Source organism: Synechococcus sp. GEYO, from assembly GCF_900473955.1.
Taxonomy (GTDB): Bacteria; Cyanobacteriota; Cyanobacteriia; order PCC-6307; family Cyanobiaceae; genus Synechococcus_C.
Map to the genome: position 1 here is coordinate 226,372 of NZ_UCNL01000003.1, position 26,497 is coordinate 252,868.

Genomic DNA, 26,497 nt, shown 5'->3' on the forward strand with positions numbered 1-26,497 from the left:
GCAGGTGTTCACGTCGGCCTATCACGACTCCGTGATCAGATCTTGTCAATGGATCGGCGGAGCTCTTCAAGGTCGTTGTCGACCTCTGACACGTTCACCGGCTGAACAGCATCCGCCTTGCCCTGATCAGCTGCTGGTAATGCAACAGCTTCGGACTCACCCGCCAGTTGCTGGCGAAGGGCTGCAAGATCATCATCAACATCATCTCCACCCTCAAGGGCAGCGAACTGGCTCTCCAGATCGGCGCCAGCCAGTTCAGCCGCGGCCTGACTGCTGGCCTCCATCGCCTGAACCTTGTCCTCCATCCGCTCAAAGGCTGCCATGGCGGAATTACTGCCCATATTCCCCACGGCACTCTGGAGCTGCTGCTGAGCCTTGGCCGCCTGTGCCCTGGCCTTGAGCATGTCCTTTTTGGTGCGCGCCTCGGCGATTTTGCCCTCAAGTGCCACAAGACTCTTCTTGAGGGTTTCCACCTGAGCGTCCTGACCTTGCACCTGCTTGGCCAGAGAGGCAGAGGTCTCCTGAAATGTTTTGCGACGGGTGAGTGCCTCTCGGGCCAGATCCTCCTCGTTCTTCTTCAGAGCGAGCTCCGCCCGTTCGTACCAGGTACGAGCCTGAGATTCCGCTTGATCGGCCTGATTACGAAGGCGCTTCTGACTGGCGATCGCCATGGCGACAGCCTGGCGCAACTTCACCAGATCCTCCTGCATGTCCGCCACGGACTGATCGAGAATCTTGACGGGATCCTCGGCCTTGCTCACGAGATCGTTGACATTGGCGCGCAGCAGTCGGCTGAGCCGGTCGAAGAAACCCATGGATCAGGGCGAGCAGCAGTTTGAGGGTAGCGAGCAAATCAACAGTGCCTGCCTAAGGTCGGCTCAAATCGGCAATTGGCATGGGTCTGGCCCCAAAATCGCAGCGTCGGCGCTTCGGGAAGGGTGAAGTGCTGATGCCACCTGAACCGGCACCCGTTCAGGCGATCAGCGGATGTCTGGAGGCTCTCCAAAGCAGCTGGAGGCAGGAAGGTTCACTGGCTGCGCTCTGGCAAGACTGGCCAAAACTGGCGGGCGATCCACTCTCCAGCCATTGCCAACCGCTAGCCCTGCGGAGTGGAATGCTGACCGTGGGAGCCAGCCATCCCCAGTGGCGCCAGGCCTTGCTGTACAGCAAACCGCAGCTGCTAGCAGCCATTCGTGCCGCAGGCCATCCCGTGCGCGATCTGCGGATTCAGCAACACCATCCTGCGCCGTGTCAGCTGGTCGGAGATCCGCTCGAGGAGTGGAAACGCCATCCCAGTCGTATTGATGTGCATGGCATCGCGCCATGTCCACATTGTGGAACACCCTCTCCGATGGGAGAGATGGCTCAGTGGGGCCATTGCAGTTTCTGCCGCCGCATCGAGCTGAGCGAGTTGTCGGAACCGGGTGAACGCGATCAGTAGCGCTCGGGTCGTGGTCTTGTCCAGGTGAGATCCACACCCTCCTTGCGCAAATCCGCAGCACGCTGCTCAAGTCGAGACCTGTCCAAACGCCACAACTCGTAGATTCCGGCGCTCCCCAGTTTTTGCGGCTTAAGGCCCTGCCAGTGCTGCTTCGCTGCCGTCCCCTGGTTGATAACAATCAGCACGGAGGGCGACGCATCGACCTCCGTGCGAGGCAAGCCCTGGAAACCTTGTCGCTGCTCACGACTAAGACGATCAGCGATGTTGATGAACGCAGATTTTGATTGGCCTTCGTAGAGCACCACCTGGTCTGTGTAGAAATGGAGTGAAGGCTTGAGCACACCGACCATCGCCAGGGGTTCCCCAGGCCGGCGTTGCGCCACAACCTGTTGTGCGACCTGGCGGACAGGCAGCTGACGAACCCGGTCCCCAAGCTGGATCATCGGCACGAGTGCAATGAGCTGAAACAGCACCATGGGTCCCTGCCAGGCCAGCAGTCGTCCGGGCACAGCGCCCCAGAAACTCCTTGTTCCAAGCAGAACGGCAACAACGAAACACCCCGCAGCCCTGATCACCAAGCCACTGGCCAACAGCTCAGCCGGCAGGGTGGGCATCTCAGGATCCTGAATGAGTGGAATCCAGAGGGGCGATGCCAGCAGACCAGCCGACAGGATCACTGTGCAGAGCGCAGTTGAACACCAGGCAATCCACAAACCCTTGCGTCCCTGAAGAGACGGGGGGAGAGCGGTCAAAGCGATCAGCAAGGCGGCGGCAGGTGTGGCAGGAAGCCAATAGCTGGGCAACTTGGTTGCCGCTGCAGTGAACAGCAGAAACACCGCCAGCAACCAGCAGCCGGCGAAATGACCGAGGCTGTCGCGGACGGGAATGCGCCGCAAGGAAGCACCTCCAACGAAGTCGGCAATCACCCGTCCCAGCCCGAAGACCAGCAGCGGGGTGAAGGGAAATGACGCAACCACCAGCACAGGCCCGAAAAACCACCAGGGCTGCAGATGGTCGTTGACCACGCTGGTGAGGCGCTGGAGATTGTGATACCCGAAAAAGCTGTCCCAGAAAGGCTGCCCCTCCACCAGCAGCTCGGCTGCATACCAAGGAAGACTGATCAGGCCTGTGATCACAAGTCCTTGCAAAGGCCTCAGAGACGTCCACAGACCTGAGAAATCCCGGCGAATCAAGGCGAACAGCACCAGGGTGATGCCTGTAAGCACAACCGCCACCGGGCCCTTGGTCAGCACGGCGAAGGCCAGAACAATCCAGGCCAGCCACCACCGCCGACCCGATCCACTCGCGTAGCAGCGCCATTGGCAGAGCAGGCTGAGAGCGAGCATCCCAGTGAGCAACGAATCACTTACAGCGGTTCTGCTCCAGATCAGCACCAACGGAGACAGGCCAAAAGCCAGGGATGCGGCGATGGCTGTCCGACGCGGGAACGAATCGCCCCGCTCTGGATAACGCAGCAGGGTGTCCCCAAGAGCGAGCATGGTCAGCACCGAGGCCAGGGCTGAAGGCAAACGGGCCGCCCAAGTGCCGAGCGGGTCCCAGACACTCCCTGCAGGCAGGACATATCCCAGGCCCATCAGCCAGTACACCAGGGGTGGTTTGTCGAACCGGGGCAAGCCATTGACCCTGGGTGTGAGCCAGTCACCGGTCTCCGCCATGGCGCGGCCCGACGCCGCGAACAATGGAGGCGTTTCATCAACGAGACCGGTGCTGCCGAGCTTCCAGCAGAAGATCGCGACTGCCAGCATAAGGATGAGCAGCATTCCATGCCGTCGCTGCCGAACGGTTGAAAGAACGACCGAAGAAGTTGGGGCTGATGAATCCGCTGTCATCAGGAGATGGTGCCATCTCCTGGTGTCAGCCCCCTGCGGATCCAGGCTTCGACCCGAGTGGCCAATCCCTCCTGACTCGCGTAGCGCTCAACCCAGCGCCGGCAGGCAACGCGGTCGATGGCCGAAGCCTGAAGTGTTGCTCTAGCAAGGGCTTCCCGATCATCGGGAGCTACCAGCCAACCGGTTTCGCCGTTCTGAATGATCTCTCCAGGACCACCGCGGTCGTAGGCGATCACCGGCACACCACAGGCCAAGGCCTCAACCACAACATTGCCGTAGGCCTCGTTCCACTTCGGTGTGTTGAGCAGCGCTCTGCAACCGCCAAGTTCACGCTGCAGCTCTGCGGTGGGCTTGAAGCCGCACCACTCAATTGTTCCTGCTGGGACAGCACTCTCAACGCGCCTGGCATAGGCGTCGTCCTCGACCAGCCCCCAGACACGCAGTGTCTCACCAAGCTGAGCCGCAACCGATGCCGCATCCTCAAGCCCCTTTTCAGGCGCCACTCGTCCGGCCCAGCCCAGTGGGCCATCCGTTGTCAGCTGCAGCTGATATCGGGAGAGATCAAATCCATTACCCACCACCTCAGGCGGCTCAATCAGGGCGAAGTCGTCGGCCTGCCGACAGGTGTGAAAGGCGAGGCGGCGCTGATCCCAGCGCGCCAGATCGGCCACAGCACAGTCCATCACCGCAGACACGGAGCCCATGCTCACCAGGTGAAAAATCTTCGGCTCGACATGGGGAGTCAGCCATAACGGCAGCCAGTCGTATCCAAAGTTGAGCAGTGCATCAACATCGCTGGCCAATTCAAGCGCCCGATCCCAGAGTCGAGGCAGCACAGCATCACTGGGAATCTGCATCGGAGCGTTCCGGTCCGCATGCTGCCAACTCGGCTGATCAACACCCGCAACGGTGTGGAGGGTCACTCGCCCATCCTTCACCGGTGAACAGGAGCCTTCAGGGGCAACGAGATGCAGGCGATGGTCACGCTGGGCAAGGCCCTTCACCAATGACCCCAGCGTGAGCTCAACACCACCGCCCCGGCCGCTGCCGAGCTGTCCAACGGGTGTGCTAACCAGCACAAGAGTTAGAGGACGATCGGTCATGCCTTCAGGTCTCCAGGACGCGTGATCGACGCAGATACCCAGGGCTCCCAGAGGCGCTGTCGCTGACTCACCAACAGCACAGAGATCAGCACCAACAGCACTGCCAACCACTGCAGGGTGTCGAGGCGTTCTCCCAGCAACACTCCCCCGGAGGCGAGCGCAAACACTGGCGTCAGGAAGCCAAGCGTACTGAAACCGGTGAGGTCCTCGCGGTTCGCGAACCAGAAAAACAGGGAATAGGCCAGAGCACTGCCCAGAAGCGAGGCATAGGCCATCTGAGCCCAGTCGAGAGCCGACCAAGCTGGGATCAGAGCCGTGCTGGCGTCGAGACCATGCCAGACGAGCAGAGGCACTCCACCCAGCACCATGTGCCACCCAGTAACCGCCACGGGATCACTGTTTTTGCAGGCGAAGCGACACAGCACAGTGCCCAGAGCCATCGCCAGTGCTGCCAGCAGCATCCAGCCCGTGCCGTCCTGCCAGCCGGTCTGCAGATCGGAAAGATCAGCCTGCAACCACCAGTGCTGGAGCAGCGGTGCCGGGACCCCAAGACAGACGATGCCGGACAGTCCGACCACAAGGCCAATCCAGCCGATCGGATTGATCGACTCTGCGAACAGCCAGCGCGCGAGCAGAGCCACGATCAGGGGCTGCGAATCGATCAAGACTGATCCGAGGCCTGCACCAGTGCCCTGCAGTCCTTTGGCCAGAGAAAACTGGAAGAGAATTGCATCCACAAGGGTGAACACCAGAAACCAGCCACGATCAGCAGGATCAACGCTCAGCCGCCTCCCCAAAAAAGGCACAGCGATCAGCAGCACGATGCCAGCAGGAAGCAGACGCAGACAGGCCACCAAAGGAGCCCCACCCGACTCCACCAGAGGGGCCATAGCCGCCATTGCAGTACCCCACAGAGCGAAGGGCAACACCATCAGCAGCCCGCGCTGCAGGGTCTTCATGGAATTAGCCCGACAGGGTCCTTTTTAAGATCCGGCGAGTTGAACAGAGGATCATGGGGTGGCTGTGGCGCCGCAAGTCCAAACGCCGCATGGCGCGCATCGTCATTGAGGGCGCGATCAGTGGCTCGACACGACGCAGGGTGCTGAAGGCTCTGCGCGACGTGCAGGAGCGGGAGTTTCCAGCTCTCCTACTGCGCATCGACAGTCCAGGGGGAACAGTCGGCGACAGTCAGGAAATCCATGCAGCTCTGCTGCGTCTGCGCGAAAAAGGCTGCAAGGTTGTGGCCAGCTTCGGCAACATTTCTGCCTCAGGAGGTGTGTATGTCGGCGTGGCAGCCGATTCGATCGTGGCCAATCCCGGCACGATTACCGGCTCAATCGGTGTGATTCTGCGGGGCAACAACCTCTCGGAACTACTGGCGAAAGTCGGTGTCCGCTTCGAAACCGTGAAGAGCGGTGCTTTTAAGGACATTCTTTCCCCTGATAGGGCCCTCAGTCCGGAAGAGCGCGAGCTGCTCCAAAGCCTGATCGACAGCAGTTACGACCAGTTCGTGGGCGCCGTTGCCGAGGGCCGTGGGTTGGACAAGGACAAGGTCCGAACCTTCTCTGATGGGCGGGTGTTCAGTGGAGCTCAGGCCAAAGATCTCGGCCTTGTTGATGAACTGGGCGACGAGGAACAGGCTCGATTGGTGGCAGCCCGTTTGGCTGAGCTTGATGTTGAGCGCTGCCGGCCGGTGACCCTTGGTAAGCCGCGTAAGCGTCTCCTCCAGGGCTTACCTGGATCAAGCCTGCTGCTGCGACTCGATCAGTTACTGACCACGGAACTTGAGCTCAGCGGCCAACCCCTCTGGATGTACAGACCATGACAGCTCCCCGGCTGCTGCGAGGTCTGCGCGGTGCCACCACCTGCGCTGATAACAGCGCAGACGCCATTCGAGAGGCTGTTGCCGAGCTGGTGGATGCCCTGATGGATCAGAACGCTCTGGATCCCGAACAGCTGGTCTCGGTGACGTTCTCCGTGACCTCCGACCTGGACGCCAGCTTTCCCGCAGCGGCGGCGCGCCACCGATCAGGTTGGGAGGACGTGGCCCTTCTGGATGTGCAGCAGATGGTCGTCCAGGAGGATCTTGCACGTTGTATACGGCTACTCGCCCACGCCTGGATTCCTGCTGATCGGCAGCTGCACCATCCGTACCTGAGGGCAGCCGCGCGTCTGCGCCCGGACCGATCTGGTCACAACTGACAGATCAGGGGCCGACCCCCGAAGCACCTGCATTCGGGAGATTCTCAGGACAATCCGTTAACGACTCACGGCGTTCGCGCCGACTGCTCCGGAATCACGATGAAACGACTTTTTCCTCCCACTCCAAAACTCAGTGCTGGTGTGACAGCTCTGATCGGCTGCGGAATCATCGGCGGAGCGACTCTGCTGCCCAGCTTGATCAAGCCTGCCGTTGCACAGAACACACCTTCTCTTCTGGAATTCAGATGGGATTCAGACGCTGGTTATCGCAAGCTCTACTTCGTACAAAGCAGCCAACGCCGAAGTGATCGCTCGGAGTACTACTTCATGCTGCGCAAGAAGGATCGCAAGACCGCGATCCTCAAGCTAAGCATCACTGTTCCCAGTTATTTCGATGCAAAAATCCGTCCGGAAGCTTTATCCCTTTGCAAAATGAAGCTTGGAGGAGTGCTCGCTCGCAGCAAATGCACAGAAGTGCTTCCGGCGGTGTTTGAAGTCAACGAGAAACAAACGGCCATCGAAGTTTTTCCCGACACTCCGATCCCGACTGGCGGCACCTACGCCGTCGTGATGAACGTCTTCAACCCGAGCCAGGGGGGAATGTTTCAGTTCAATGCCCTGGCGCAAGCCCCCGGAGACGTTCCCATATCTGGCTACCTCGGCAGCTGGCTTGTGGATATCGACTGACCCCGGCTGATAAAGTCGCTCCTTGACGTAAGGCCGGGCGCCGGAAAAATTCCATGACGAAACGAACTCTCGGAGGCACAAGTCGCAAACGCAGGCGCGTTTCCGGTTTCAGAGTGCGCATGCGTACGCACACTGGACGTCGTGTGATTCGCAGCCGCCGCAAGCGCGGACGTTCACGCTTGTCCGTTTGATTCATTCGGATTGCTGCGATGGTCCTGCCGGCATCCATGCGTCTGCGCGGCCATCGCTGTTTTGACCATCTGCATCGGAAAGGCAAACGCTTCCACGGCACCTTGATGGTGCTGAGAAGGGCATCAGCCCGCAATTCCTTGATCAAACGACCGGCGACTCCGAAGGGGTCGGTCAGCCCGAGCAGTCCTGCAACCTGCCGAGTGGCTGTGGTGATCAGCAGCAAGGTAAGTAAGCGCGCCGTGATCAGGAATCGATTGAGGCGACAGCTGCACGATCACTTGCGTTCAAGATTCGAACACGCACCAGAACACGCCAGCACCTGGCTTCTGGTCAGTTTGAAGCCTGGAGCAGCCACAGAGGATCACGACTTGCTGGAAGAATGCGACAGATTGCTTGTACAGGCGGGCCTGAAGTCATGACCAGCTCAATACAGGAAGACACCTTTTACGAGGGCGGCCCTGCAAAAGGAGATCTCATCTTCAACGTTCTTCTGGGCTTCACCCTGATTGGCCTGCCATTCACCGTGGGGGCCATCGTGAGGACTCTGTGGCTGCGCTTCCGCATCACCAGTCGACGGGTGTCCGTGAGCGGCGGCTGGATGGGCAAGGACCGCAGCCAGGTGGTCTACAGCCAGATCCGCGAGGTGCGCTGCGTACCCCGTGGTTTTGGAGCATGGGGAGACATGGTTCTCGTGCTCACGGATGGATCACGACTGGAGCTTCGTTCGATGCCGAACTTCCGTGAGGTCGAGACCTACATCCAGGAACGCATCAAGAGCAGGCCCGAATCCAACGGTACCAGCACTGACAGCATTCCAAGCAAAGGCTTCGCTGCCTAATCCTGAACGTCAACGCAATGGCCTCGACGCTGTTGCACACTGGCATCACCCTTCACCGCCCATCGGAACGCCATCGTGATCGGTTACATCTCCGACAATCTGCTGCTGCCGATCCTGGATTTCTTCTATGGACTGGTGCCCAGCTACGGGCTCGCGATCGTGGCTCTCACGGTGGTGATCCGCCTGGCTCTGTTTCCGCTCAGCGCAGGATCCATCCGCAGCGCACGGCGCATGCGCATCGCCCAGCCGGTGATGCAGAAGCGGCAGGCCGAGATCAAGTCCCGCTTCGCCAGCAATCCTCAGAAACAGCAGGAGGAGTTGGGCAAATTGATGAAGGAATTCGGCAGCCCGCTGGCCGGTTGCCTGCCCCTCTTGGTGCAGATGCCGATTCTGTTTGCATTATTCGCCACGCTGCGTGGATCACCGTTCGCGGACGTTCCCTACACCCTCAATCTCAAAGTGCTGCCCGCCGAGCAAATCGCGGCGGTGGAGCCAAAACCGTTCAGCAGCGCGAGCCATTCGATCTTCGTCACGGAAACAGATCACGTCCCCGTGATCGCCAGCCTGCCCGGTGGAACCAAGATCGGAACTGGTGACAACGTCCAGATCCAGCTCCAGACCAAGAGCGGAGAGCCGTTCGCAGAGGTCTTGGACGGAGTCGAGAACGGCAAGTCTTTCCTGCCTGATTGGACGGTCACCAAAGGCGAATCGATCGTGTCGGTCTCCGAAGCTGGACAGATCACCGCGCTGGCTGCCGGTGATGCGACCGTTGAGGGCAAGATCCCCGGTCTGGCCGCCCGCAGCGGTTTCCTGTTCATCAAGGCTCTTGGACAGGTGGGCTTCTATACCGACGGAGCCGTCAACTGGGATATCGCCATCCTCGTGGGCTCCTTCGGTCTGAGCCTGTTCATTTCCCAGCTGCTTTCGGGGATGGGCATGCCTGCGAATCCGCAGCAGTCCACAGCCAACAAGATCACTCCGGTGATGATCACAGGAATGTTCCTGTTCTTCCCTCTGCCGGCCGGTGTTCTGCTGTACATGGTGATCGCCAATATCTTCCAAGCTCTGCAGACCTTCCTGTTAACCCGTGAGGCCTTACCAGACAATCTCCAGGCCATCCTGGACGAACAGCTCAAGCAGCAACCCGCACCAGCCGCCGCCGGTGGCGTCCCTGGAAGCCGCTTGCCTTTCGAGCCCAAGGGCGGCAACAAATGATTCCCGGCCTTGAGCCGGTACCCCTCAGGGAGCTACAAGCTCTGGGAACCTCCAGGGTCTGGTCAGTGGATGGTCAACTCGATGAGATGCCCAGCCTCACCCCCGTGCGAGGCACTCTCAGGGCAGAACATCTCGGCAATCTCCTCGAGGTTGAAGGGTCGGTGCAGACCATCGTCTGCCTGCGCTGCGACCGTTGCCTCGGTCATTTCAACCAACAGCTCAGCGCTGTCTCCAAGGAACTGATCTGGCTGGGCCAGGAACCGAGCGACGATCATCTCGCCGAAGCGGGGCTCGATCCGACTTCACCCGATGGCCTCATGGAGTGCCTGAACCCGCGCGCTGATTTCGAACCGGAACGCTGGGTTTTCGAACAGCTCAGCCTTCAGATGTCGGTCGTCAATCGCTGCGGGGAGCATTGCCCAGGAATGCCGCAAAAATCATCGGACTCTTCCTCAACCAGCAAGGAGACAACACCTGATCCCCGCTGGCAGGCCCTGAAGGATCTTCAGTCGTCGATGCAACACAACGGGACGAACCATGACTGATAACTGGATCGCACAGCTGGATCTCTTGATCCGATCAGGCACACCGTTGATTTGGATCCGCAGCCATGAGGAAGAGCGCGTAGAAACGCTGCTGCGCCAGACCTCAGAGCGACTTCCTGATCGCACACTGACCTGCTGGGATTTCGTGGGAGGCCTCAGTGGCGCCTTGGGCCAGGAACAGCTGGGTGCCCGGCAGCCGATGGCGGTGCTGCAGTGGCTGCAGGAGCGCTCCCCTTCCAGTCCAACCCTGCTGCTGCTCAAGGATGTGCACCGGTTCTGTGAAGACCCGGGAATCGCCCGCATGCTGCGGAACCTTGCCAGCCAACTGCGAACCACGCCACACACCTTGATCGTGACCTGCGGGCAATGGACGCCCCCAGCCGACCTGGATGAAGCCCTCACACTGATGGACCTGCCCTTGCCACAGGAACAGGAGTTGCGAACACTGTTGGCCAACATCGCCAGAGCCAGCGGTCGGGCCCTGGAGGCTGATGTGCTCGAGGAACTCACGCATGCCTGCTGCGGCCTGAGCGAAGCAAGGGTGAGGCATGTGGCCGCCAAAGCACTCGCGCAACGCGGATCACTCAGCCGCGAGGACCTGGTGGATGTGTTGGAGGAGAAACGGCTTTCCCTGGCCCGCAGCGAAGTGCTGGAGTTCTGCCGAACCGATGCAACACCTGGAGACATCGGCGGGCTCGAAACGCTCAAGCATTGGCTTGATCAACGACACAGAGCCTTCAACGACGATGCACGCCGCTTCGGACTTCCCCTGCCTCGAGGAGTGCTCCTGGTGGGACCTCAGGGCACCGGCAAGTCCCTCACAGCCAGAGCAATCGCCCATAGCTGGTCGATGCCTCTTCTTCGACTGGATGTGGGCCGACTCTTTTCCGGACTGGTTGGAGCCAGTGAAGCCAGAACCCGCGACATGATTCAGCGGGCGGAAGCGATGGCGCCCTGCGTTCTCTGGATCGATGAGATCGACAAGGGATTTGGCAATGACAGCCGCAGTGACGGAGGCACCAGTCAGCGTGTTCTGGCCACCGTGCTCACCTGGATGGCAGAGAAACGCTCTGCGGTGTTTGTGGTGGCCACAGCGAACGGTGTGGAGCGTCTACCGGCGGAGCTACTGCGTAAGGGACGATTTGATGAAATTTTCCTGCTGGATCTGCCGTCAAGAGAGGAGCGTCTGAGCATCCTCAGCCTTCACCTGCAACGGCGTCGCCCTGGCCTCAATCTGCCGCTGTCAACCGTGGTCGATCGCACGGACGGCTATTCCGGCGCTGAATTGGAACAGGTGGTGATCGAAGCGATGCACCTGGCCTTCGCCGAAATCCGTGAACTCACGGAAAGCGACATGATCCTGGCGGCATCGCAACTTGTGCCCCTGTCACGCACGGCTAGAGAGCAAATGGAAAGCCTCAAGCAATGGGCAAGCGCCGGGCGAGCCAGACCCGCATCATTGCGAGCCGTAACGAACCCTGACGCGGCGTAACAATCCACCCCCTCAACCCGAGACGAACCCAGCCAGGCTCCGTAAGTTCCATGTGCTGCCGAAAGACTGGAATTGAACCGTTCCTCTGAACTCACCACCCAATTGGCAGCGGCCTGCCTTGGAGCCGGGGTGATCACCACGGTTGCCGTCGCTCAAGGCCAGAACCCAGTAACAGCTCTCGGAATCACTCTGTTCTCAGCCGTGGCGGCTGTGATGGTTGGCCAGGTTTTCTGAGCGCAAACAGAGCGCTGACAGCGGACGCCTAGGCTGCCGGCGCGATCATCCGAACCCCTGTGCTCGATCAGCGTCTGGTGCGAGAGAACCCTGAGCTGATTGCGACTCAGCTGGGGCGCAGAGGCCTGAATGTGGATTTAAGCCCTCTGCAGCAGATCGCACAGCATCAAAGGGATCTCGAACAAGAGCGCAGCACTCTCCAGGCGGAGGGCAACCGCATCGGCAAGGATGTCGGGCAAAAAATCAAAGCCGGTGCCGATCCCAAGGGGGCCGAAGTCGCCGATCTGCGTCAGCAAGGCAACGCCATCAAGCAGAAGGTGTCCGTTCTCGAGGACGAGGAGAAGCAGCTCGCCTCACGCTTGAAGGAACAGCTGCTCACCTTTCCCAACCTGCCATCGACCGACAGCCCTGATGGCAAGGATGAAAACGACAACATCGAGGTACGCAGCTGGGGCATCCCACGCCAACAAGAGGGCTTGGAAGAGCATTGGGCCATCGCTGACCGTCTTGGCTTGCTGGACAGCGAGCGATCCGTGCGGATTGCCCAGAGCCGATTCGTGACCCTGTTCGGCCAGGGCGCTCGCCTGGAGCGGGCTCTGATCAACTTCATGCTCGACCTACATGGCAGCAAGGGCTACCGAGAGGTACTGCCACCTGTACTGGTGAATAGCGCCAGTCTCACCGGATCAGGCCAGCTGCCGAAGTTTGCTGAAGAGAGCTTCCGTTGTGCTGAGGACGATCTCTGGCTGACCCCCACGGCAGAAGTTCCTGTCACCTCTCTGCATCGCGACGAAATCATTCCAGGAGATCAGCTGCCTCTGAAGTACGTGGCCTACAGCCCATGCTTCCGCAGGGAAGCGGGGAGTTACGGCCGAGACACCCGAGGACTGATCCGCTTGCACCAGTTCAACAAAGTGGAGCTGTACTGGTTTGTGCACCCCGATCACTCAGTCGAAGCTCATGCGCAGATCACAGCGGATGCGGAGGCGGTGCTTCAGGCTCTGGAACTGCCCTACCGGGTGCTGGAACTCTGCACAGGTGATCTGGGATTTTCCGCGTCGCGCACCTACGACCTTGAAGTGTGGCTCGCAGGCGCCGGTGCCTACCGGGAGATCTCCAGTTGCAGCGTCTGCGGTGATTTCCAGGCACGGCGTTCCTCGATCCGCACCAAGAAAGGGAAAGTGACCCGGCTGGTGCACACCCTGAATGGCAGTGGTCTGGCGATAGGCCGCACCATGGCAGCCCTGCTTGAAAACGGTCAGCAGCTCGATGGCAGTGTGTTGCTGCCTCAGGCACTCGTGCCTTACTTCGGTGGGGACAGAATCCAGCCAGAATGAGCAGACTGAATCGGGTTTTATGAACGTTCTGGCCTCACTGCTGGCTCTGGGGCTGTTGATCGTCATTCATGAAGCGGGCCATTTCCTGGCTGCCCGACTGCAGGGCATTCGCGTCAACGGCTTTTCCGTGGGATTTGGGCCGGCCTTGCTCAAAACCGAGCAGGGGGGCGTGACCTACGCCCTGCGATTGCTCCCCCTGGGTGGATTCGTTTCATTCCCCGAAGACGATGAAGAGAGCGACATTCCCAAAGATGATCCGGATCTACTGCGTAACCGGCCGATTCCTCAGCAGATCTTGGTGATCAGTGCTGGCGTGCTGGCCAATCTGTTGCTGGCCTGGTTGGTTCTTGTGGGACACACCGCCACCACTGGAGTTCCTGGAGAACCAGGACAAGGCGTGATGGTGATGAGCGTGCAAGGCGGTGAACCGGCAGCTCTCTCTGGACTCAAACCTGGCGACCGCATCCTGTCGATCGACGCCATTGATCTCGGCCGTGGAGAGCCGGCCGTCCAGGCCGCCGTCGACCCGATCCGAAACAGCCCTGGTCAGCCGCTCAAGTTGCAGGTGTTGCGTAACGATGTGCTCACGCCGCTCCAGCTGACGCCAGCAGACCAGCAGGGTGTCGGTCGTATCGGAGCTCAGCTTCAGGAAGTCGTCAGCGGCTCCACCCGTCCCGTGCGCTCGCTGCTGGAGGCGATCAGCGTATCTAGCCAACAGTTCGGCGGGCTCTTCAGCAGAACGGTGTCGGGCTATGCAGGCTTGTTCACCAATTTCGGTGCCACCGCTCAGCAGGTTTCAGGCCCCGTGAAAATTGTGGAAATGGGAGCCCAGCTCTCGAGTCAGGGAGGCTCGGGTCTAGCCCTGTTTCTGGCGCTGATCTCGATCAACCTAGCCGTCCTTAACGCCTTGCCCTTGCCGCTGCTCGATGGCGGACAGCTGGTGTTTCTCCTGCTGGAGGGTCTGCGCGGACGCCCACTGCCGGAACGGTTTCAGCTGGCTGTGATGCAGTCCAGCCTGCTGTTGGTACTCGGCCTCAGTGTGTTGCTGATCGTGCGTGATACGAGCCAGTTACCGCTGGTGCGTCAATTGATTGGCCAATGAAACTGTATGGTTGCTGATTGAACTGCTCCTTTTCACTCGCTGCATGGCCAAGAAGTCGATGATCGCCCGCGATGCGAAGCGCAAGAAGATGGTTGAGCGCTTCTCAGCCAAGCGGACTGCCCTGATGGCCGCCTTCAACGCAGCGCAGGACCCCATGGAGCGCCTTGAGATCCATCGCAAGATCCAAGCACTGCCCCGCAACAGTGCACCCACCCGCATGCGCAACCGCTGCTGGGCCACCGGCAAACCCAGGGGTGTTTATCGCGACTTTGGGCTTTGCCGCAATCAACTGCGCGAGCGTGCCCACAAAGGTGAGCTTCCTGGCGTGGTGAAGTCCAGCTGGTGATTTGTCGAGAGTTCGCTCAAAAGTGATGCAGTTGAGGAGGTGTTTGAACACCTCCTTTTTTGATGGATGTCACAGAGCGATTCGAATTGGATTCAGTGGGATTGACGTTTCAATCCTGTGAAGTGCCAGAATCAACCTTGACAGAAAGACATAAACAACAGTGCAAGGTCAGACACAGTCGATCTCCTTTGACGGTCGGGAGATTCGGTTGACCACGGGGCGGTATGCCCCCCAGGCCGGTGGCTCGGTGATGATCGAATGCGGTGACACTTCGGTGCTCGTCACAGCTACCCGATCCAAAGGGCGCGAAGGCATCGATTTCCTTCCCCTCATCTGCGACTACGAAGAGCGCCTTTACGCAGCAGGGCGCATTCCAGGAAGTTTCATGCGCCGTGAGGGAAGACCTCCCGAGCGAGCCACACTGATCTGCCGTTTGATCGACAGGCCGATGCGGCCTCTCTTCCCCAACTGGATGAGAGACGACATCCAAATCGTGGCCACCTGCATGTCTCTCGATGAGCGCGTCCCTGCGGATGTGCTGTCGGTGACTGGCGCTTCAATGGCAACACTTTTGGCGGGCATCCCTTTCCAAGGCCCCATGGCCGCAGTGCGGGTTGGCCTTCTTGGCGACGACTTTGTGCTCAACCCCAGCTTCCGAGAGATCGAACGCGGAGATCTCGATCTGGTCGTGGCCGGCACCCCCGATGGTGTGGTGATGGTTGAGGCCGGGGCGAATCAGCTGCCTGAAGGGGATGTGATTGAAGCGATCGACTTCGGTTACGAAGCGGTCTGTGAGCTGATCAAGGCGCAGGAATCCATCCTTAAAGACGCTGGAATCGAGCAGGTGAAGCCCGAGGCTCCCAGCGAAGACACCACCTTGCCGGTTTATCTAGAGAAGGCTTGCAGTAAGTCGATTGGCGAAGTGCTGAGCCAGTTCGATCAGAGCAAGGCTGAGCGCGACGAAAAGCTCGATGCCATCCGTGATCAAACCGCGGAAACCATTGATGGTCTGAAGGACTCCGACCCCGTCCGTCAGCTGGTTTCAGGCAACGGCAAAGCTCTGCCAACCAGCTTCAAAGCCCTGACCAAGAAGCTGATGCGTCAGCAGATTGTCAAGGACGGCAAGCGTGTTGACGGCAGAAGTCTCGATCAGGTGCGACCAATCAGCGCGGCCGCCGGCGTGCTGCCTAAGCGGGTGCATGGCTCTGGACTGTTCCAGCGCGGCCTCACGCAAGTGCTGTCGACCGCAACCCTGGGCACACCCAGCGATGCCCAGGAGATGGACGATCTCAACCCCAACACTGAAAAGACCTACCTCCATCACTACAACTTCCCTCCCTACTCGGTGGGCGAGACCAAACCGATGCGCTCCCCTGGCCGGCGCGAAATCGGCCATGGAGCTCTTGCCGAGCGGGCCATCTTGCCCGTGCTGCCAGCGAAGGACACCTTCCCCTATGTGGTGAGGGTGGTGAGTGAGGTCCTGAGTTCCAATGGCTCCACCTCAATGGGTTCAGTGTGTGGCAGCACCCTGGCCCTGATGGACGCCGGTGTGCCCTTGAAAGCACCCGTCAGCGGGGCCGCAATGGGTCTGATCAAAGAGGGCAAAGAGGTTCGAATCCTCACCGATATACAGGGCATCGAGGACTTTCTCGGCGACATGGACTTCAAGGTGGCCGGCACCGACAAGGGCATCACCGCCCTGCAGATGGACATGAAGATCACCGGTCTGGAGATCAAAACCATTGCCGAGGCGATCAACCAGGCGCGTCCTGCCCGTCTCCACATCCTAGAAAAGATGTTGGAGGCGATTGACACCCCCCGTGATGGCATGTCACCCCATGCCCCTCGCCTGCTCAGCTTCCGCATTGACCCGGAACTGATCGGCACCGTGATTGGTCCTGGTGGCCGCACGATCAAGGGCATCACCGAGCGCACCAACACCAAGATCGATATCGAAGACAGCGGTATTGTCACCATCGCGTCCCATGACGGTGCGGCGGCTGATGAAGCTCAGAAGATCATCGAAGGCCTCACCCGCAAGGTGAATGAGGGCGAGGTGTTCAGCGGTTCGATCACCCGGATCATTCCAATAGGCGCCTTTGTGGAGATCCTTCCTGGAAAGGAGGGAATGATCCACATATCCCAGCTGTCAGAAGCTCGGGTAGAAAAGGTAGAAGATGTGGTGAAGGTGGGCGACGAGGTCACCGTTCGTGTCCGCGAAATCGACAACCGCGGCCGCATCAAGCTGACCCTACGCGGTGTGCCCCAGAACGGGGAAGACACTGAGCCCGAACCTGCCCCTACACCCGTTGCGCCCCTTACTTGAGGGGTCGCCTCAGACCTGAAAAACGGGATTGATGATCCCTATGGCCCGTGACGATCTCTGCTGAAGATCGGCATGGGCTTTTCTTTGGGAAAGTAAAAAGTCAACGTTCCTCGTTCATGGGTGTAAAAAAATTATCGAAAAACTCAAAAACCGTAGTAATTACTGGCTTTGTGCGGAGAGTCACACGAGCCGTAACCTTCATACCAGGAAGGAGCTGACTAAGATTCAATAGCTCTGATCGCTCCGACCTGAGCAACTTCAAGTCGGCAAGATAGGTTTTTGGGATGGATGATGAGGATGATTCAAACGTTGTAGGAGAAACGGAGGATATTTCTGAGAGAAGGAACCCAAACTCGCGAGCAGGGAATGCATCAACATCAACCATGGCAGTTGAGCCAACCTGCACAGCATCACGGTACTGAGATGGAAGCTTAACTTGAGCAGAGAGAATCCCAGATGGAACAATCTCTGCGATATTGGATCCAGAAGCGAGAAAAACACCTTGCGAAGGGAGATCAAGTGATTGAACGATGCCATGGATAGGTGAATAAACAGTGGAACGACTTACAGCATGATCCAGCAGAGCAATTTCAGACATAAGTTGCGATTTCTGTGATCCAAATTCAGCATTTTTATCAGCGTCAGCATGATTAGCTTCAGCAACACGAGTTTCAAGCTGAACAACACGATTCCTCTGATTAAGGAGCTGAACATCAGACATAGCTCCACTCAAAGCAAGGTTTTGATATCGACGAAGTAGATCTTGGTTAACGGAGAGTTCAGAACGCAGAGAGGCTAAGGATTTATTACTAAATCTTTGATAAGAACGATAAGAACTCTCTAATTGCTGAAGACGAACGCGAAGCGACCCAAGTCGGATCTCCTGGTCTGAAACATCCAACGCCAAGAGAGCTTGACCAGAATCAACCCGTTGAGAAGGGGCTACAAAAACCTTCTGCACACGACCTGCCATAGGGCTCACAACCTTGGCGACTGGATTCTTTGAGCGGAGAGAACCACTCAGCACAACAACATCCTGAACTTTGGCAAAAAAGGACCAAATCAAAAGCGCAAGAGATCCCGAAGCCAAAAACCATAAGAAGAGTCGCGACCAAAGCGGACCGGGCGGCAAAAGAACAGACTTAAAATCGTCTATGTCAGTAGATGTCGGAGACCTGCGAAAAAAAGAAGGCAGACGGAAAGGGGGAAAAGAAAACATATTAACCAGCAAACTGAGATTGATAAAGAGCAAAATAACGACCTTTTACTTCCATCAACTCGGCATGATTACCAATAGAATCAAGAACACCTGCGTGCATCACAACGATACGATCAGCAGCTTGTAAAGACGAGAGACGATGCGTAATCATCAACACCGTCTCATCAACAAAGTGACGACGAATATTGGCAACAACCTGCCTCTCCGTATCGGCATCTAAGGCGGATGTAGCCTCATCAAGGATAATCAGACGAGGAGAGGAGAGAAACATACGAGCAAGGGCGATTCGTTGTCTCTGCCCCCCTGATACACCAGAACCCCTCTCACCAATTTTCGTGTTGTAACCCTGCTTCAAACTCATAATGAAATCATGAGCACAAGCAAGCTTGGCAACTTCAATCACTTCCTCACTCGAGGCCTCAGGATTACCCATAACAATATTGCTAAAAATCGTTCCTTCAAACAACATGCAATCTTGGGGAACATATCCGACTTGAGAACGAAGCGAATAAATATCTACCTTTGAAATATCAATACCATCAACAAGCACGCGCCCTGAATCAGGGACATAAAAACGAGGAACCAATTTCAACAATGTAGATTTACCACAACCACTTTGGCCAACCAGCCCAACAAAGGAACCGGCCTCAATGGTCAGCCCAAAACCGAAAAGGGTATTGGGCATAGAAGAAGAATACCGGTAACTGACATCTTCAAAGGTCAAACGACCTAACAGTGGTGGCATTGACATCAAAGAATCGGCAGGGTCTCCATTCTCTAAGGGCTGATTAACAACATCAGAAACCCGCTCAAAAGAAAGCGAAAGTTCTTGAAAGTTTTGCCATATCGATGCCAAGCGCAGCAAAGGCTGTGTGACGTAGCCACTGATGATCCGAAAAGCGATAAGCTCACCAATCGTCATCTGGTTCTGCAAAACCTGCCAAGAGCCAAAGCCAATAACAAAGATATTGGTTAACTTATTGATGAACTGCAGAAAGCTACTACTAGCAGTATTGGCCATAACTGCCTTGTATCCAATATCGATCGTGCGTAAATGACGCTCTTCCCATTGACGCTTAGCAAGCAACTCAGAATTTTGAAGCTTGATAGTCTGAATTCCGGTGATCACCTCAACCAAAAACGACTGAGTTCGAGAGGAGGCCTCGGCACGCTTGCGAATCAAGCGCTGTGTGACAGGAGCCATACCAACCGTGGCGAGTAACAATAGTGGGACAGAGCAAGCCACAATTAGAGATAAAATAGGGCTATAGATAAACATCACAACAAAATAGAGAGATGCAAAAAAAGCATCAAGTACAGCAGTAAGAGCAGTACCAGTTAGAAAACGGCGAATACTATCAATCTCTTGCAGACGTCCCGCAAGCTCACCAACAGGTCGACGATCAAAGAAACGACCATGAATACGAAGCAAACGCGAAATAATTGATGATCCAATACCGATATCGATACGATTAGAGATACCCACAAACTGGTAGGTACGCAAAGTACTAAAACAGATTTCTAAGACCAAGAAGATAAGCATTAAGAAGATCAGAGGCCCAAGTGAATCAGCAGCACCCTTAGAAACAACACGATCAATCAGCTGTTGAAAGAGCAGTGGGGTCGCAAGCGCAAATAGCTGGGTCAGAAAACTTGCTGAAACAACCTCAAGCAGTTGCAAGCGATATTGACTCAGATATGGAAGAAACCATCCATAGGAAAAACGTTGCTGGGGAGTATGGATACCGACTCCAATAGAGAGCAAACAAGAACGTTCTTGCAGGTATTCAAAAATATGCGTGCCTTGGAAAGACAGTGCACCGCTAAGAGGATCAAGTACCTTAATAGTTCGATAACTAGAACCGATAATCAAGGCAGGAGAAAGATCAGCGGAAAGTACCAAACAGGGCGTAGGAATTCGAATTGGAAGTGCTTCCGGCGCACGTAACAGCGAGACAGAAAGACCTTGACCATCCAGAAAAGAAACCAGCTGACTGCGCAATTGATCAACAGAAAGATCATCCAAGGGGAGTCGAGCAACAAAATTTTGCAAGACATCTCTTCGCGTCGGTAGCTTCAAATGACGACAAAGCATAGACAAGCATGCCACCAAAGATGATTGAAGATCAGATGCATGGATCAGATCAAAACCATAATCAGACGGGAGGAAATCATTTACCGAAGAGAAGTTACTGGTTTTCTCTTTTTTAGGATCTTCCTCTAGGAGAGCTCGAGTTGATGGGTCAGGCGATTCATAAGTAGAAAATGAAGACGGTAATTGAGTAGGTATTCGAGCCTGCTTAGGAGCAACGAGTGAATCAAAGATCGGATAACAGCGCGGTAATCCATGCTCTGGATACTCTGATTCCAGAAAATCAAATGGATAGACATGACCGTACTTAAACCCAGATCTAGCCGCATCGAGATAAATAACTCGGTGGAAAGAACCCTGACTAAAAATATCGGTTAGACCTGGCCATAAGGAGGGTGAAAGATCTAATAATGGCGAGATTACAGAGGATTGATCTTGAGTGGCATGCAAACATTCAAGAATCAAAACCCATTCCCTTGGATCAAGACAAGATTTCCAAAACTGATACAACGTCGAATAAACATCATCTGGCAATATGTCAATGGAAACTTGATATGCCAAAACATGAGTTGCTGCTCGGACAGGCTCTCTAAATGGACCATCAGAGAAGATCGACGATGCCAACAAATATGGAGCTTTAACAACAGAGAGGGTAAGCGAAGAAAAAGAGCGAGACGAATCGATAAAACGTATAGAGCCAGATTGAATCAACAGAAATGATCCATCAGCTTCACCAGCCAAAGAAATAAGATCTCCTGAATGAAATTCACGAAGTTCACAGTGCTCTGGATGAGCAGAGCAAAATTCCATAGCAGGGGTCAAGCTAACGCTCATCTCATACGGGGGTAGAAGCCAGATGTGTCCGAAGCAATTGCTTGGAGACCTCGGGCATAAATTCAGCAACCTTGGCTGAAAACAACAATTGCCCTAATGTCCTTCGCGAAATATCGTCATAGGATGATTCAAACCGATAAAGAAGCGAAACAACAAGGAACCATTCATCAGCCTTGAAAGGCTCAAACAACTCACCAGGTCGTCCTCGCTTGAGACGACTTGCTATTTCAGGATGAGGAGTGCAGAGATCGACGGGCCCAACAATGCCCGCGCTACGTGATTCGACACCATCACTGAAACGTTCTGCAGCATCAGAAAAAGTAATTTCGCCATGGTCGAGGGCATAAAACAGATGGTAAGCCAATGCCTCAGAAGGAACGCGAATAACCGAATACAAAACACGATCCAAACGATCCTTAAATTTTAAGAATGCTGTTTCACCATTTTCAGCCAAAAGTCTCTGAACAATGAGCTTCTTTTTGACTTGATAGCGCACAAATTCAGCAAGTTGAGCAGGGCTATCAATTAAATATTTTTGACACCATTGATCCAAACTTGCCTGATCAACAACTCCGAGATCTGACAAGTAGTCTGAAATTAAACTATCACTGGCCAATTTGGCCTGATCATCAGTCGAAAAGGGATACTGAGAGACCAATTGCTCTTCAGCTAGATCCTTAACAAAGGTGTTCAAAGATCCGTGCAGCGCTAGCCGACGGAGATATGGACGCGGCAATTCGGCTTTCGCCATCAGGCCACTAACTTGTACCTATCTTCGTAGTAGCAAGAGCATCGCAGAAAGAGAGATGATCTAAGCTTTTCTCTAGCTTTTTGAGCTATATCCAGGCAAATCGGAGCAAGCGAATCCCTTTGACATCAACAAACCAGAGATCTCCGCAGCCATGTGCAAGTCAGCAGCTGAAGGAGAGGAAGACAAGAGCAAATTAAGTTCCGAGTTAGCAGAGGAAAGGGTCTTGTTCAAAAGACCAATTTGAACATCTGAACAAGTGGAGGTGCTTAAGCGCTTCAGCCATGCCTGCCAGTCCATTGGATCGGAGTTATCTGAGGTGAGATTCTGTAATGCAGCAAGGCACTCATCGGCAAACAAACCAGGTTGTGAGGAAAGCCGATATAAATCACTCAACGCAGCTAATGCATAGCAGTCATCATGGCTAGAGGTAGGCGACGAGATAATTTCAATCGATAAACGGCCCGAGTGAATAAGAAGAGAAAGTGAAGACGTTGTGCCAGGAATAGGCAGAGTCCTCTGAAGTTTTGATTCATTCAAGCGTTGCGTGATTGAAAGTGGTTGCCGGCGCTTTATACGGTGTAAAGCAGGCATCGATAGTTGTGAAAGGTGGGGTACGGAAGTTAAACCAAGAATTGCCAAGAGAGAACCGCCAAGGTCAGAAAGGTGGATGGATAAATCGTCCACAAGACCACGCAGCGATTGATCCTTTGATGACAAACCATCTAATGAGAACAAATTGTTAATAGCAGTATCCAAGGAATTTGAGGATTTTCCCCGCCTTGAAACAAAGACATTCTTTAAAGGGGGCACGATAGAGTCATCAGGATCAAATGAGGGTGAACTTACAGAGCTTGGAATTTGTAATGAAGAGGAACTGTGAGACACTGGTTCAATATTCGCAGAAGTACCAAATTGACCATTACTAACATGTAATCCCTTCTGAGTGGAATTAAGGCTTAGGGAAATTGGGGAACTTTGGTTCAGGTCAAGCTGGCGCGAGCTTTGCGAATGCACTGCCTGAGAAGAGGGAAGATCAATGCCAGCAATCTGATCTGACAGCGCAGATGGTGCAATAAGGTCGATGGGACTAGAGCTTGGTGTGGAATCTTTATGACCAATATCAGAGACTAGTGTCTCCATAGGTTCTGAATGAGAAGTAGATTGAGATGGGCCGGGAAGAAGAGTGACAGAGGGAGAAGCAAGTAATGGCTCAGAAGAAGAATCTAAAGACGAGTTCGAGGTGGCATAACCTTCGTCATAGATGGGAACAACAGGATCCTTAATAAAACCAGAGCGTTGATCAAGATCAAAATGGCCCTGGTCAACAAGCGCAAGTGAAATCATATCCGTCAATCCGTCATTATCAAAATCGATCAAATACGCCGAACCATCAAGGCCATTCAGGTCAATATCTTCTTTGAAATCTTGTTGATTCAAAGAAAAGCCATTCTCCAAGGAATAGGAAGATACCAGACGATAGTCATCAAGGGAATAATCATAAATTGAGTAAGACAATTCATGCAGCCATTGATCCCGCCCAGATGCGGTCAAACCCTCGGGGGGGACAATCACTTCAGAAGCAAAGGTTAGGAGTTCGCCTTCACGAGTTGATTTATACAAACGATTTAATTCAACACCACCTTCAGCCATCGCAATATTAACCACTTCGATTGAAGATTTCTGCCCCCCTGTCAAAGAGAACTCAAGAGCACCAAGAGGAGCTTGAATCGTACTGGAAACCAACTCCGCATTTTCCAGCAAATCACCCGCCTCTCTTTGCAACACAGTGTCAGCTTGAATGAGTGATGATCCCTCTGAATAAAGAGCTAACAAAGGCAAACTAGCTTCAAGACTTGGTGAAATATGAAAACGGCCGTCCTCAACAGCAGATTGAATGGAGGAGGAATCAAAAGACGCCAAATGGCTAAGACCTCCCAAGGCAATCGACTCACTAAACGATAATGAATCAGATTGATCGAATTGTTGCTGCCATAACTCTGTTAAGGCTGTGGACGACATCTGGCGGAGCAATGCTGAAGAAAGAGGTTGAACCAATACATCATTATTCTGTGGTGAACCAACCAAGATTGGCAGTTGATAACTAACGTTCTCGCCTGAACCATCTATCGCTTGAATCTCCACCAAATATTGCCCATCAGCAAGAGATTTAGCAGAAACGACCTCAAGGTAAGAAGCAGAGCGCGAGGAAAGAGAATGCGACGAAACCAAGTTGGTATCAATCGATTCACCAGAAAGATCTAATAAACCATCACGAGAAGGTCCCTGCCCAGGTGAAATCCCAATAGAGTGAACTTGAGTTGGATCAGAAACTTCAAGAGTAAAGTTAGACAGAACATGACTTCGCTCACCAACACTCTCACCCATTCCAAAACGAGGCAATGCACCTGCCTGAATCGAGAGTGTCGAGAAATCAATACTATCCAACTCATCATTTAAATCGATATTTTGAAAAATCGGCAGCGATGTAGAAAGCGTGACCGAATCCTTTCGCAGAGCGAGTGATTCACTAAGTTGGATATCAAAGTCGACAGCAATTAGACCTGGATCATCAATGCTTCTGCGATCGGAAAGAACAATATCAACACTAATGAGAGATCCTGCATCTAAGTCAGCAACTTCCTCAATCGAGATAGATCGAGATTGACCATAGTCATCAACGACAGACAATTCTGGCCTCAGGTCAACATTTGACTCGACAGGACCAAGTTCTGTTGCTGCATGAGTAATCCGTAGCCAATCCACATCATCCATTGAATTGCCAGCATGATCGATAACACCAATAATTGAAAACTCAAGATCGTCTCCATAAATCTGATCTGGATCTTGAAACAACTCAGATAGATCCAATCGGCCTGCGACACGATGGCTTTGATTGACTTCGTCTGAATCAATCGTCAAAGCGAGTGGCTGATCAGACCGTCGTAATAACGGAGCATCATTGATATTCTCAACAGCAAAGTCCAAAAGGAGTGTGGCCAATTGTCCATCACGATCAATGAACGACAACTGAGCTGCCGAGTTACCGACATCAGCATTTTTTGGTTGAGCAATCAACTCACCAGCTGTGAATGAATCTGTTGCAGAAAATTGAAGCCATGACGGAAGCTGCCCAGACTGAATCACATCCAATTGTTGAGCACGATCTCGGTCGGGAAAGAGACCATCCAAAGAAAGAGTCCAGGATGACTGATCCTGCTCTAAGGAGACCGATTGCTTCCATACGCCAGAACTCAACAACTCCGCTTCTGAGGATTCAATTAAGAGTGGGGAGGTCGGCGGAGTAAGAGCCAAATTTACTGCAACTGGCTTATCAGACAGGTCAAGAGCATCATCAGAAAATCGAGTTTCATCAAACCCCTGATCTTTTGCAAGAGTGTGATGCAAATGAACACGATTAACATGGTTGGATGCATTGATTACATCAATGACATAATCACCGTGCTTCAACATCGAACGGTCAATATTTAAGACATGCATTTCCTGTTCATCCACCATTATCACTAATTCATCTGGATGTAGAGCAACACCATTTGTTTGAACAGCTTCATTGACCTGCAAGGAGAAGCCATTGTTCTGACCAGAACCTGAATGGTGAACGGGGATCGATGCAAAAATTGTGCTCTCAGGAGAACCTGAAATAGACGCCTTACCGATGGGCGAACCAGAACCAGCCAAAGGCAATGCGGCAGCGGTGAGGCCAGAAATACTCTGAATCTCCACACCCTCTTCGTTGGTTAAGACTTGAGTTTCCCCCAGAGACTGAAACAAAGGAGCTCTGCTCCTGCTAAACACATCTTGCTGTTCAAATTGACTCTCATTCAAGCTCAGCTGCTCAGCATTCCAGGCAAGATCCAGACTGAGACCTGTCAATGCAACTCCAGATTTTCGATTATCAAAGACGTGAATATCAATCGCAGCATCCTCAGCCCCACCAACAAGCCTCGTTTCCAAATAAAGCTTTTCCTCTGAGAAGCTTTGCAGATCAGGGATCGCGACATCAATTGAGAATGCATTCCATTCTGAATCCTCTAAGGCGTGATTATCATGGGTGATCTGGGCAATCGACCAGTTTTGGTCGCGGCCAATCGCATCACTCTTGGATAAACCAAATCCCTGATCCAGAGCAACTGAAACAATCTCTTCTGAAGTGAGATTCAATTTGATCTCCACATCTCTCAGGACAGTGGCATCATCCTTCTCATCAACTGCCAAATCATCCTCTGCTGAATTACTTTCCAGAAGTTCATCGAAAGAGAATGCTGGCGAAAGCAGTGGATCATCTTGGCTTTGCTCGAGCAGTACAGGTGAAATATTGCCTGGCATGAGGCTTTGATCAATCGTTGAGTTCAACACAACCGACTGCCCAGCCTTCAGGTCATCTTCAATCAGCAAGCTTGCATAAATATCCTCATCACTGTCAATCAAGCTAGACGCCGCAGCCTCGTGGACAATTGGATCGTCCACATGTTCAAATACCTTATCCGTCGAAAGTGATATATCTCCAGAAAGATCGAGTGCATCACCAGCATTAGCTTCGTCAGAACCAAGACTGAGTTCTAAAAGTCCATCTATCGGTTGAGTGGGAGGACTTAGAGATAGATCGGCTGCTAAATCATCCATAAAACATTAATTGAAAAGCCATCAACAGATAAAATCGAATCAACCCTCTA

23 protein-coding genes are annotated in these 26,497 nt (G+C 54.3%); 15 read left to right on the plus strand and 8 right to left on the minus strand.

Features of this window, described 5'->3' with window-relative positions; genetic code table 11:
* Positions 1–35: 35 nt before the first annotated feature.
* On the minus strand, positions 36–815 hold the full coding sequence (locus tag DXY37_RS02180) for a PspA/IM30 family protein (RefSeq protein WP_115125134.1): 780 nt from the start codon (positions 813–815) through the stop codon (positions 36–38).
* 80 nt (positions 816–895) lie between these two features.
* On the opposite strand from DXY37_RS02180, the gene DXY37_RS02185 reads away from it, so the two are divergent.
* Positions 896–1,441 (plus strand): DUF721 domain-containing protein, encoded by a 546-nt coding sequence (locus DXY37_RS02185; protein WP_115125135.1) that lies wholly within the window; start codon positions 896–898, stop codon positions 1,439–1,441.
* Here DXY37_RS02185 and DXY37_RS02190 read toward each other — a convergent pair.
* The 3 genes from DXY37_RS02190 to DXY37_RS02200 form a co-directional block, all read right to left on the minus strand.
* Positions 1,435–3,222, minus strand: coding sequence for a glycosyltransferase family 39 protein (locus tag DXY37_RS02190; protein WP_244276788.1), 1,788 nt, complete (start codon positions 3,220–3,222; stop codon positions 1,435–1,437). The genes DXY37_RS02185 and DXY37_RS02190 overlap by 7 nt on opposite strands.
* 68 nt (positions 3,223–3,290) lie before the next feature.
* Entirely contained in the window at positions 3,291–4,394 is a 1,104-nt protein-coding gene (locus DXY37_RS02195) for a glycosyltransferase family 4 protein (protein WP_115125137.1), read from the minus strand.
* Complete coding sequence (locus DXY37_RS02200) at positions 4,391–5,353, minus strand: DMT family transporter (RefSeq protein WP_115125138.1); 963 nt, start codon at positions 5,351–5,353, stop codon at positions 4,391–4,393. Before DXY37_RS02200 ends, DXY37_RS02195 begins: the two co-directional genes overlap by 4 nt.
* 53 nt (positions 5,354–5,406) lie before the next feature.
* On the opposite strand from DXY37_RS02200, the gene sppA reads away from it, so the two are divergent.
* The 14 genes from sppA to DXY37_RS02265 all read left to right on the plus strand — a co-directional run bounded on the left by sppA (position 5,407) and on the right by DXY37_RS02265 (position 16,910).
* Positions 5,407–6,219 (plus strand): signal peptide peptidase SppA, encoded by an 813-nt coding sequence (sppA, locus tag DXY37_RS02205; RefSeq protein WP_115125139.1) that lies wholly within the window; start codon positions 5,407–5,409, stop codon positions 6,217–6,219.
* Entirely contained in the window at positions 6,216–6,596 is a 381-nt protein-coding gene (aroH, locus tag DXY37_RS02210; RefSeq protein ID WP_115125140.1) for a chorismate mutase, read from the plus strand. The genes sppA and aroH overlap by 4 nt, the downstream gene beginning before the upstream one ends.
* A 99-nt stretch (positions 6,597–6,695) precedes the next feature.
* Complete coding sequence (locus tag DXY37_RS02215; RefSeq protein ID WP_115125141.1) at positions 6,696–7,283, plus strand: DUF2808 domain-containing protein; 588 nt, start codon at positions 6,696–6,698, stop codon at positions 7,281–7,283.
* A 53-nt stretch (positions 7,284–7,336) separates the two neighbouring features.
* Positions 7,337–7,474: a 50S ribosomal protein L34 gene (gene rpmH, locus DXY37_RS02220; protein WP_074159280.1), complete on the plus strand. Its 138-nt coding sequence runs from the start codon at positions 7,337–7,339 to the stop codon at positions 7,472–7,474.
* Positions 7,475–7,492: 18 nt separating this feature from the next.
* Positions 7,493–7,894: a ribonuclease P protein component gene (locus DXY37_RS02225; RefSeq protein ID WP_115125142.1), complete on the plus strand. Its 402-nt coding sequence runs from the start codon at positions 7,493–7,495 to the stop codon at positions 7,892–7,894.
* Positions 7,891–8,313 (plus strand): PH domain-containing protein, encoded by a 423-nt coding sequence (locus tag DXY37_RS02230; RefSeq protein WP_115125143.1) that lies wholly within the window; start codon positions 7,891–7,893, stop codon positions 8,311–8,313. The genes DXY37_RS02225 and DXY37_RS02230 overlap by 4 nt, the downstream gene beginning before the upstream one ends.
* A gap of 75 nt (positions 8,314–8,388) precedes the next feature.
* The gene (gene yidC / locus DXY37_RS02235; RefSeq protein WP_115125144.1) at positions 8,389–9,528 is read left to right on the plus strand and encodes a membrane protein insertase YidC; all 1,140 of its coding nucleotides are present in this window, start codon (positions 8,389–8,391) and stop codon (positions 9,526–9,528) included.
* On the plus strand, positions 9,525–10,073 hold the full coding sequence (locus DXY37_RS02240) for a DUF177 domain-containing protein (RefSeq protein WP_115125145.1): 549 nt from the start codon (positions 9,525–9,527) through the stop codon (positions 10,071–10,073). The genes yidC and DXY37_RS02240 overlap by 4 nt, the downstream gene beginning before the upstream one ends.
* Entirely contained in the window at positions 10,066–11,565 is a 1,500-nt protein-coding gene (locus DXY37_RS02245; RefSeq protein ID WP_115125146.1) for an AAA family ATPase, read from the plus strand. Before DXY37_RS02240 ends, DXY37_RS02245 begins: the two co-directional genes overlap by 8 nt.
* A gap of 72 nt (positions 11,566–11,637) precedes the next feature.
* On the plus strand, positions 11,638–11,799 hold the full coding sequence (locus tag DXY37_RS13155) for a hypothetical protein (protein WP_170951744.1): 162 nt from the start codon (positions 11,638–11,640) through the stop codon (positions 11,797–11,799).
* 59 nt (positions 11,800–11,858) lie between these two features.
* Positions 11,859–13,136 (plus strand): serine--tRNA ligase, encoded by a 1,278-nt coding sequence (serS, locus tag DXY37_RS02250; protein ID WP_115125147.1) that lies wholly within the window; start codon positions 11,859–11,861, stop codon positions 13,134–13,136.
* A 19-nt stretch (positions 13,137–13,155) separates the two neighbouring features.
* Entirely contained in the window at positions 13,156–14,238 is a 1,083-nt protein-coding gene (locus DXY37_RS02255) for an RIP metalloprotease (protein WP_115125148.1), read from the plus strand.
* Positions 14,239–14,281: 43 nt separating this feature from the next.
* Positions 14,282–14,584 (plus strand): 30S ribosomal protein S14, encoded by a 303-nt coding sequence (rpsN, locus tag DXY37_RS02260; RefSeq protein ID WP_115125189.1) that lies wholly within the window; start codon positions 14,282–14,284, stop codon positions 14,582–14,584.
* 160 nt (positions 14,585–14,744) lie between these two features.
* On the plus strand, positions 14,745–16,910 hold the full coding sequence (locus DXY37_RS02265) for a polyribonucleotide nucleotidyltransferase (RefSeq protein WP_115125149.1): 2,166 nt from the start codon (positions 14,745–14,747) through the stop codon (positions 16,908–16,910).
* A gap of 100 nt (positions 16,911–17,010) precedes the next feature.
* On the opposite strand, the gene DXY37_RS02270 is transcribed toward DXY37_RS02265, so the two are convergent.
* From DXY37_RS02270 to DXY37_RS02285, 4 genes are all read right to left on the minus strand, one after another.
* Positions 17,011–18,000 carry an HlyD family secretion protein gene (locus tag DXY37_RS02270; protein WP_170951745.1) on the minus strand — a complete coding sequence of 330 codons (990 nt, stop codon included), beginning with the start codon at positions 17,998–18,000 and terminating at the stop codon, positions 17,011–17,013.
* 130 nt (positions 18,001–18,130) lie between these two features.
* A complete protein-coding gene (locus tag DXY37_RS02275) occupies positions 18,131–21,043 on the minus strand; it encodes a peptidase domain-containing ABC transporter (protein WP_170951746.1) in 2,913 nt (970 codons plus the stop codon).
* 13 nt (positions 21,044–21,056) lie between these two features.
* Positions 21,057–21,806, minus strand: coding sequence for a hypothetical protein (locus tag DXY37_RS02280; RefSeq protein WP_115125152.1), 750 nt, complete (start codon positions 21,804–21,806; stop codon positions 21,057–21,059).
* Between the two features lie 72 nt (positions 21,807–21,878).
* Positions 21,879–26,447, minus strand: a complete 4,569-nt coding sequence (locus DXY37_RS02285; RefSeq protein ID WP_136975531.1) for a hypothetical protein — start codon at positions 26,445–26,447, stop codon at positions 21,879–21,881.
* Positions 26,448–26,497 lie beyond the last annotated feature (50 nt).

Bases quoted from the DNA above. Each gene is read 5' to 3' on its own strand.
- rpsN (WP_115125189.1), top strand. From the start codon at position 14,282: ATGGCCAAGAAGTCGATGATCGCCCGCGATGCGAAGCGCAAGAAGATG.
- DXY37_RS02230 (WP_115125143.1), top strand. From the start codon at position 7,891: ATGACCAGCTCAATACAGGAAGACACCTTTTACGAGGGCGGCCCTGCA.
- DXY37_RS02200 (WP_115125138.1), bottom strand. From the start codon at position 5,353: ATGAAGACCCTGCAGCGCGGGCTGCTGATGGTGTTGCCCTTCGCTCTG.
- DXY37_RS02255 (WP_115125148.1), top strand. From the start codon at position 13,156: ATGAACGTTCTGGCCTCACTGCTGGCTCTGGGGCTGTTGATCGTCATT.
- sppA (WP_115125139.1), top strand. From the start codon at position 5,407: ATGGGGTGGCTGTGGCGCCGCAAGTCCAAACGCCGCATGGCGCGCATC.
- DXY37_RS02190 (WP_244276788.1), bottom strand. From the start codon at position 3,222: ATGCTGCTCATCCTTATGCTGGCAGTCGCGATCTTCTGCTGGAAGCTC.
- DXY37_RS02215 (WP_115125141.1), top strand. From the start codon at position 6,696: ATGAAACGACTTTTTCCTCCCACTCCAAAACTCAGTGCTGGTGTGACA.
- DXY37_RS02240 (WP_115125145.1), top strand. From the start codon at position 9,525: ATGATTCCCGGCCTTGAGCCGGTACCCCTCAGGGAGCTACAAGCTCTG.
- DXY37_RS02280 (WP_115125152.1), bottom strand. From the start codon at position 21,806: ATGGCGAAAGCCGAATTGCCGCGTCCATATCTCCGTCGGCTAGCGCTG.
- rpmH (WP_074159280.1), top strand. From the start codon at position 7,337: ATGACGAAACGAACTCTCGGAGGCACAAGTCGCAAACGCAGGCGCGTT.
- DXY37_RS02225 (WP_115125142.1), top strand. From the start codon at position 7,493: ATGGTCCTGCCGGCATCCATGCGTCTGCGCGGCCATCGCTGTTTTGAC.
- DXY37_RS02285 (WP_136975531.1), bottom strand. From the start codon at position 26,447: ATGGATGATTTAGCAGCCGATCTATCTCTAAGTCCTCCCACTCAACCG.
- DXY37_RS02195 (WP_115125137.1), bottom strand. From the start codon at position 4,394: ATGACCGATCGTCCTCTAACTCTTGTGCTGGTTAGCACACCCGTTGGA.
- DXY37_RS02245 (WP_115125146.1), top strand. From the start codon at position 10,066: ATGACTGATAACTGGATCGCACAGCTGGATCTCTTGATCCGATCAGGC.
- aroH (WP_115125140.1), top strand. From the start codon at position 6,216: ATGACAGCTCCCCGGCTGCTGCGAGGTCTGCGCGGTGCCACCACCTGC.
- DXY37_RS02180 (WP_115125134.1), bottom strand. From the start codon at position 815: ATGGGTTTCTTCGACCGGCTCAGCCGACTGCTGCGCGCCAATGTCAAC.
- DXY37_RS02185 (WP_115125135.1), top strand. From the start codon at position 896: ATGGGTCTGGCCCCAAAATCGCAGCGTCGGCGCTTCGGGAAGGGTGAA.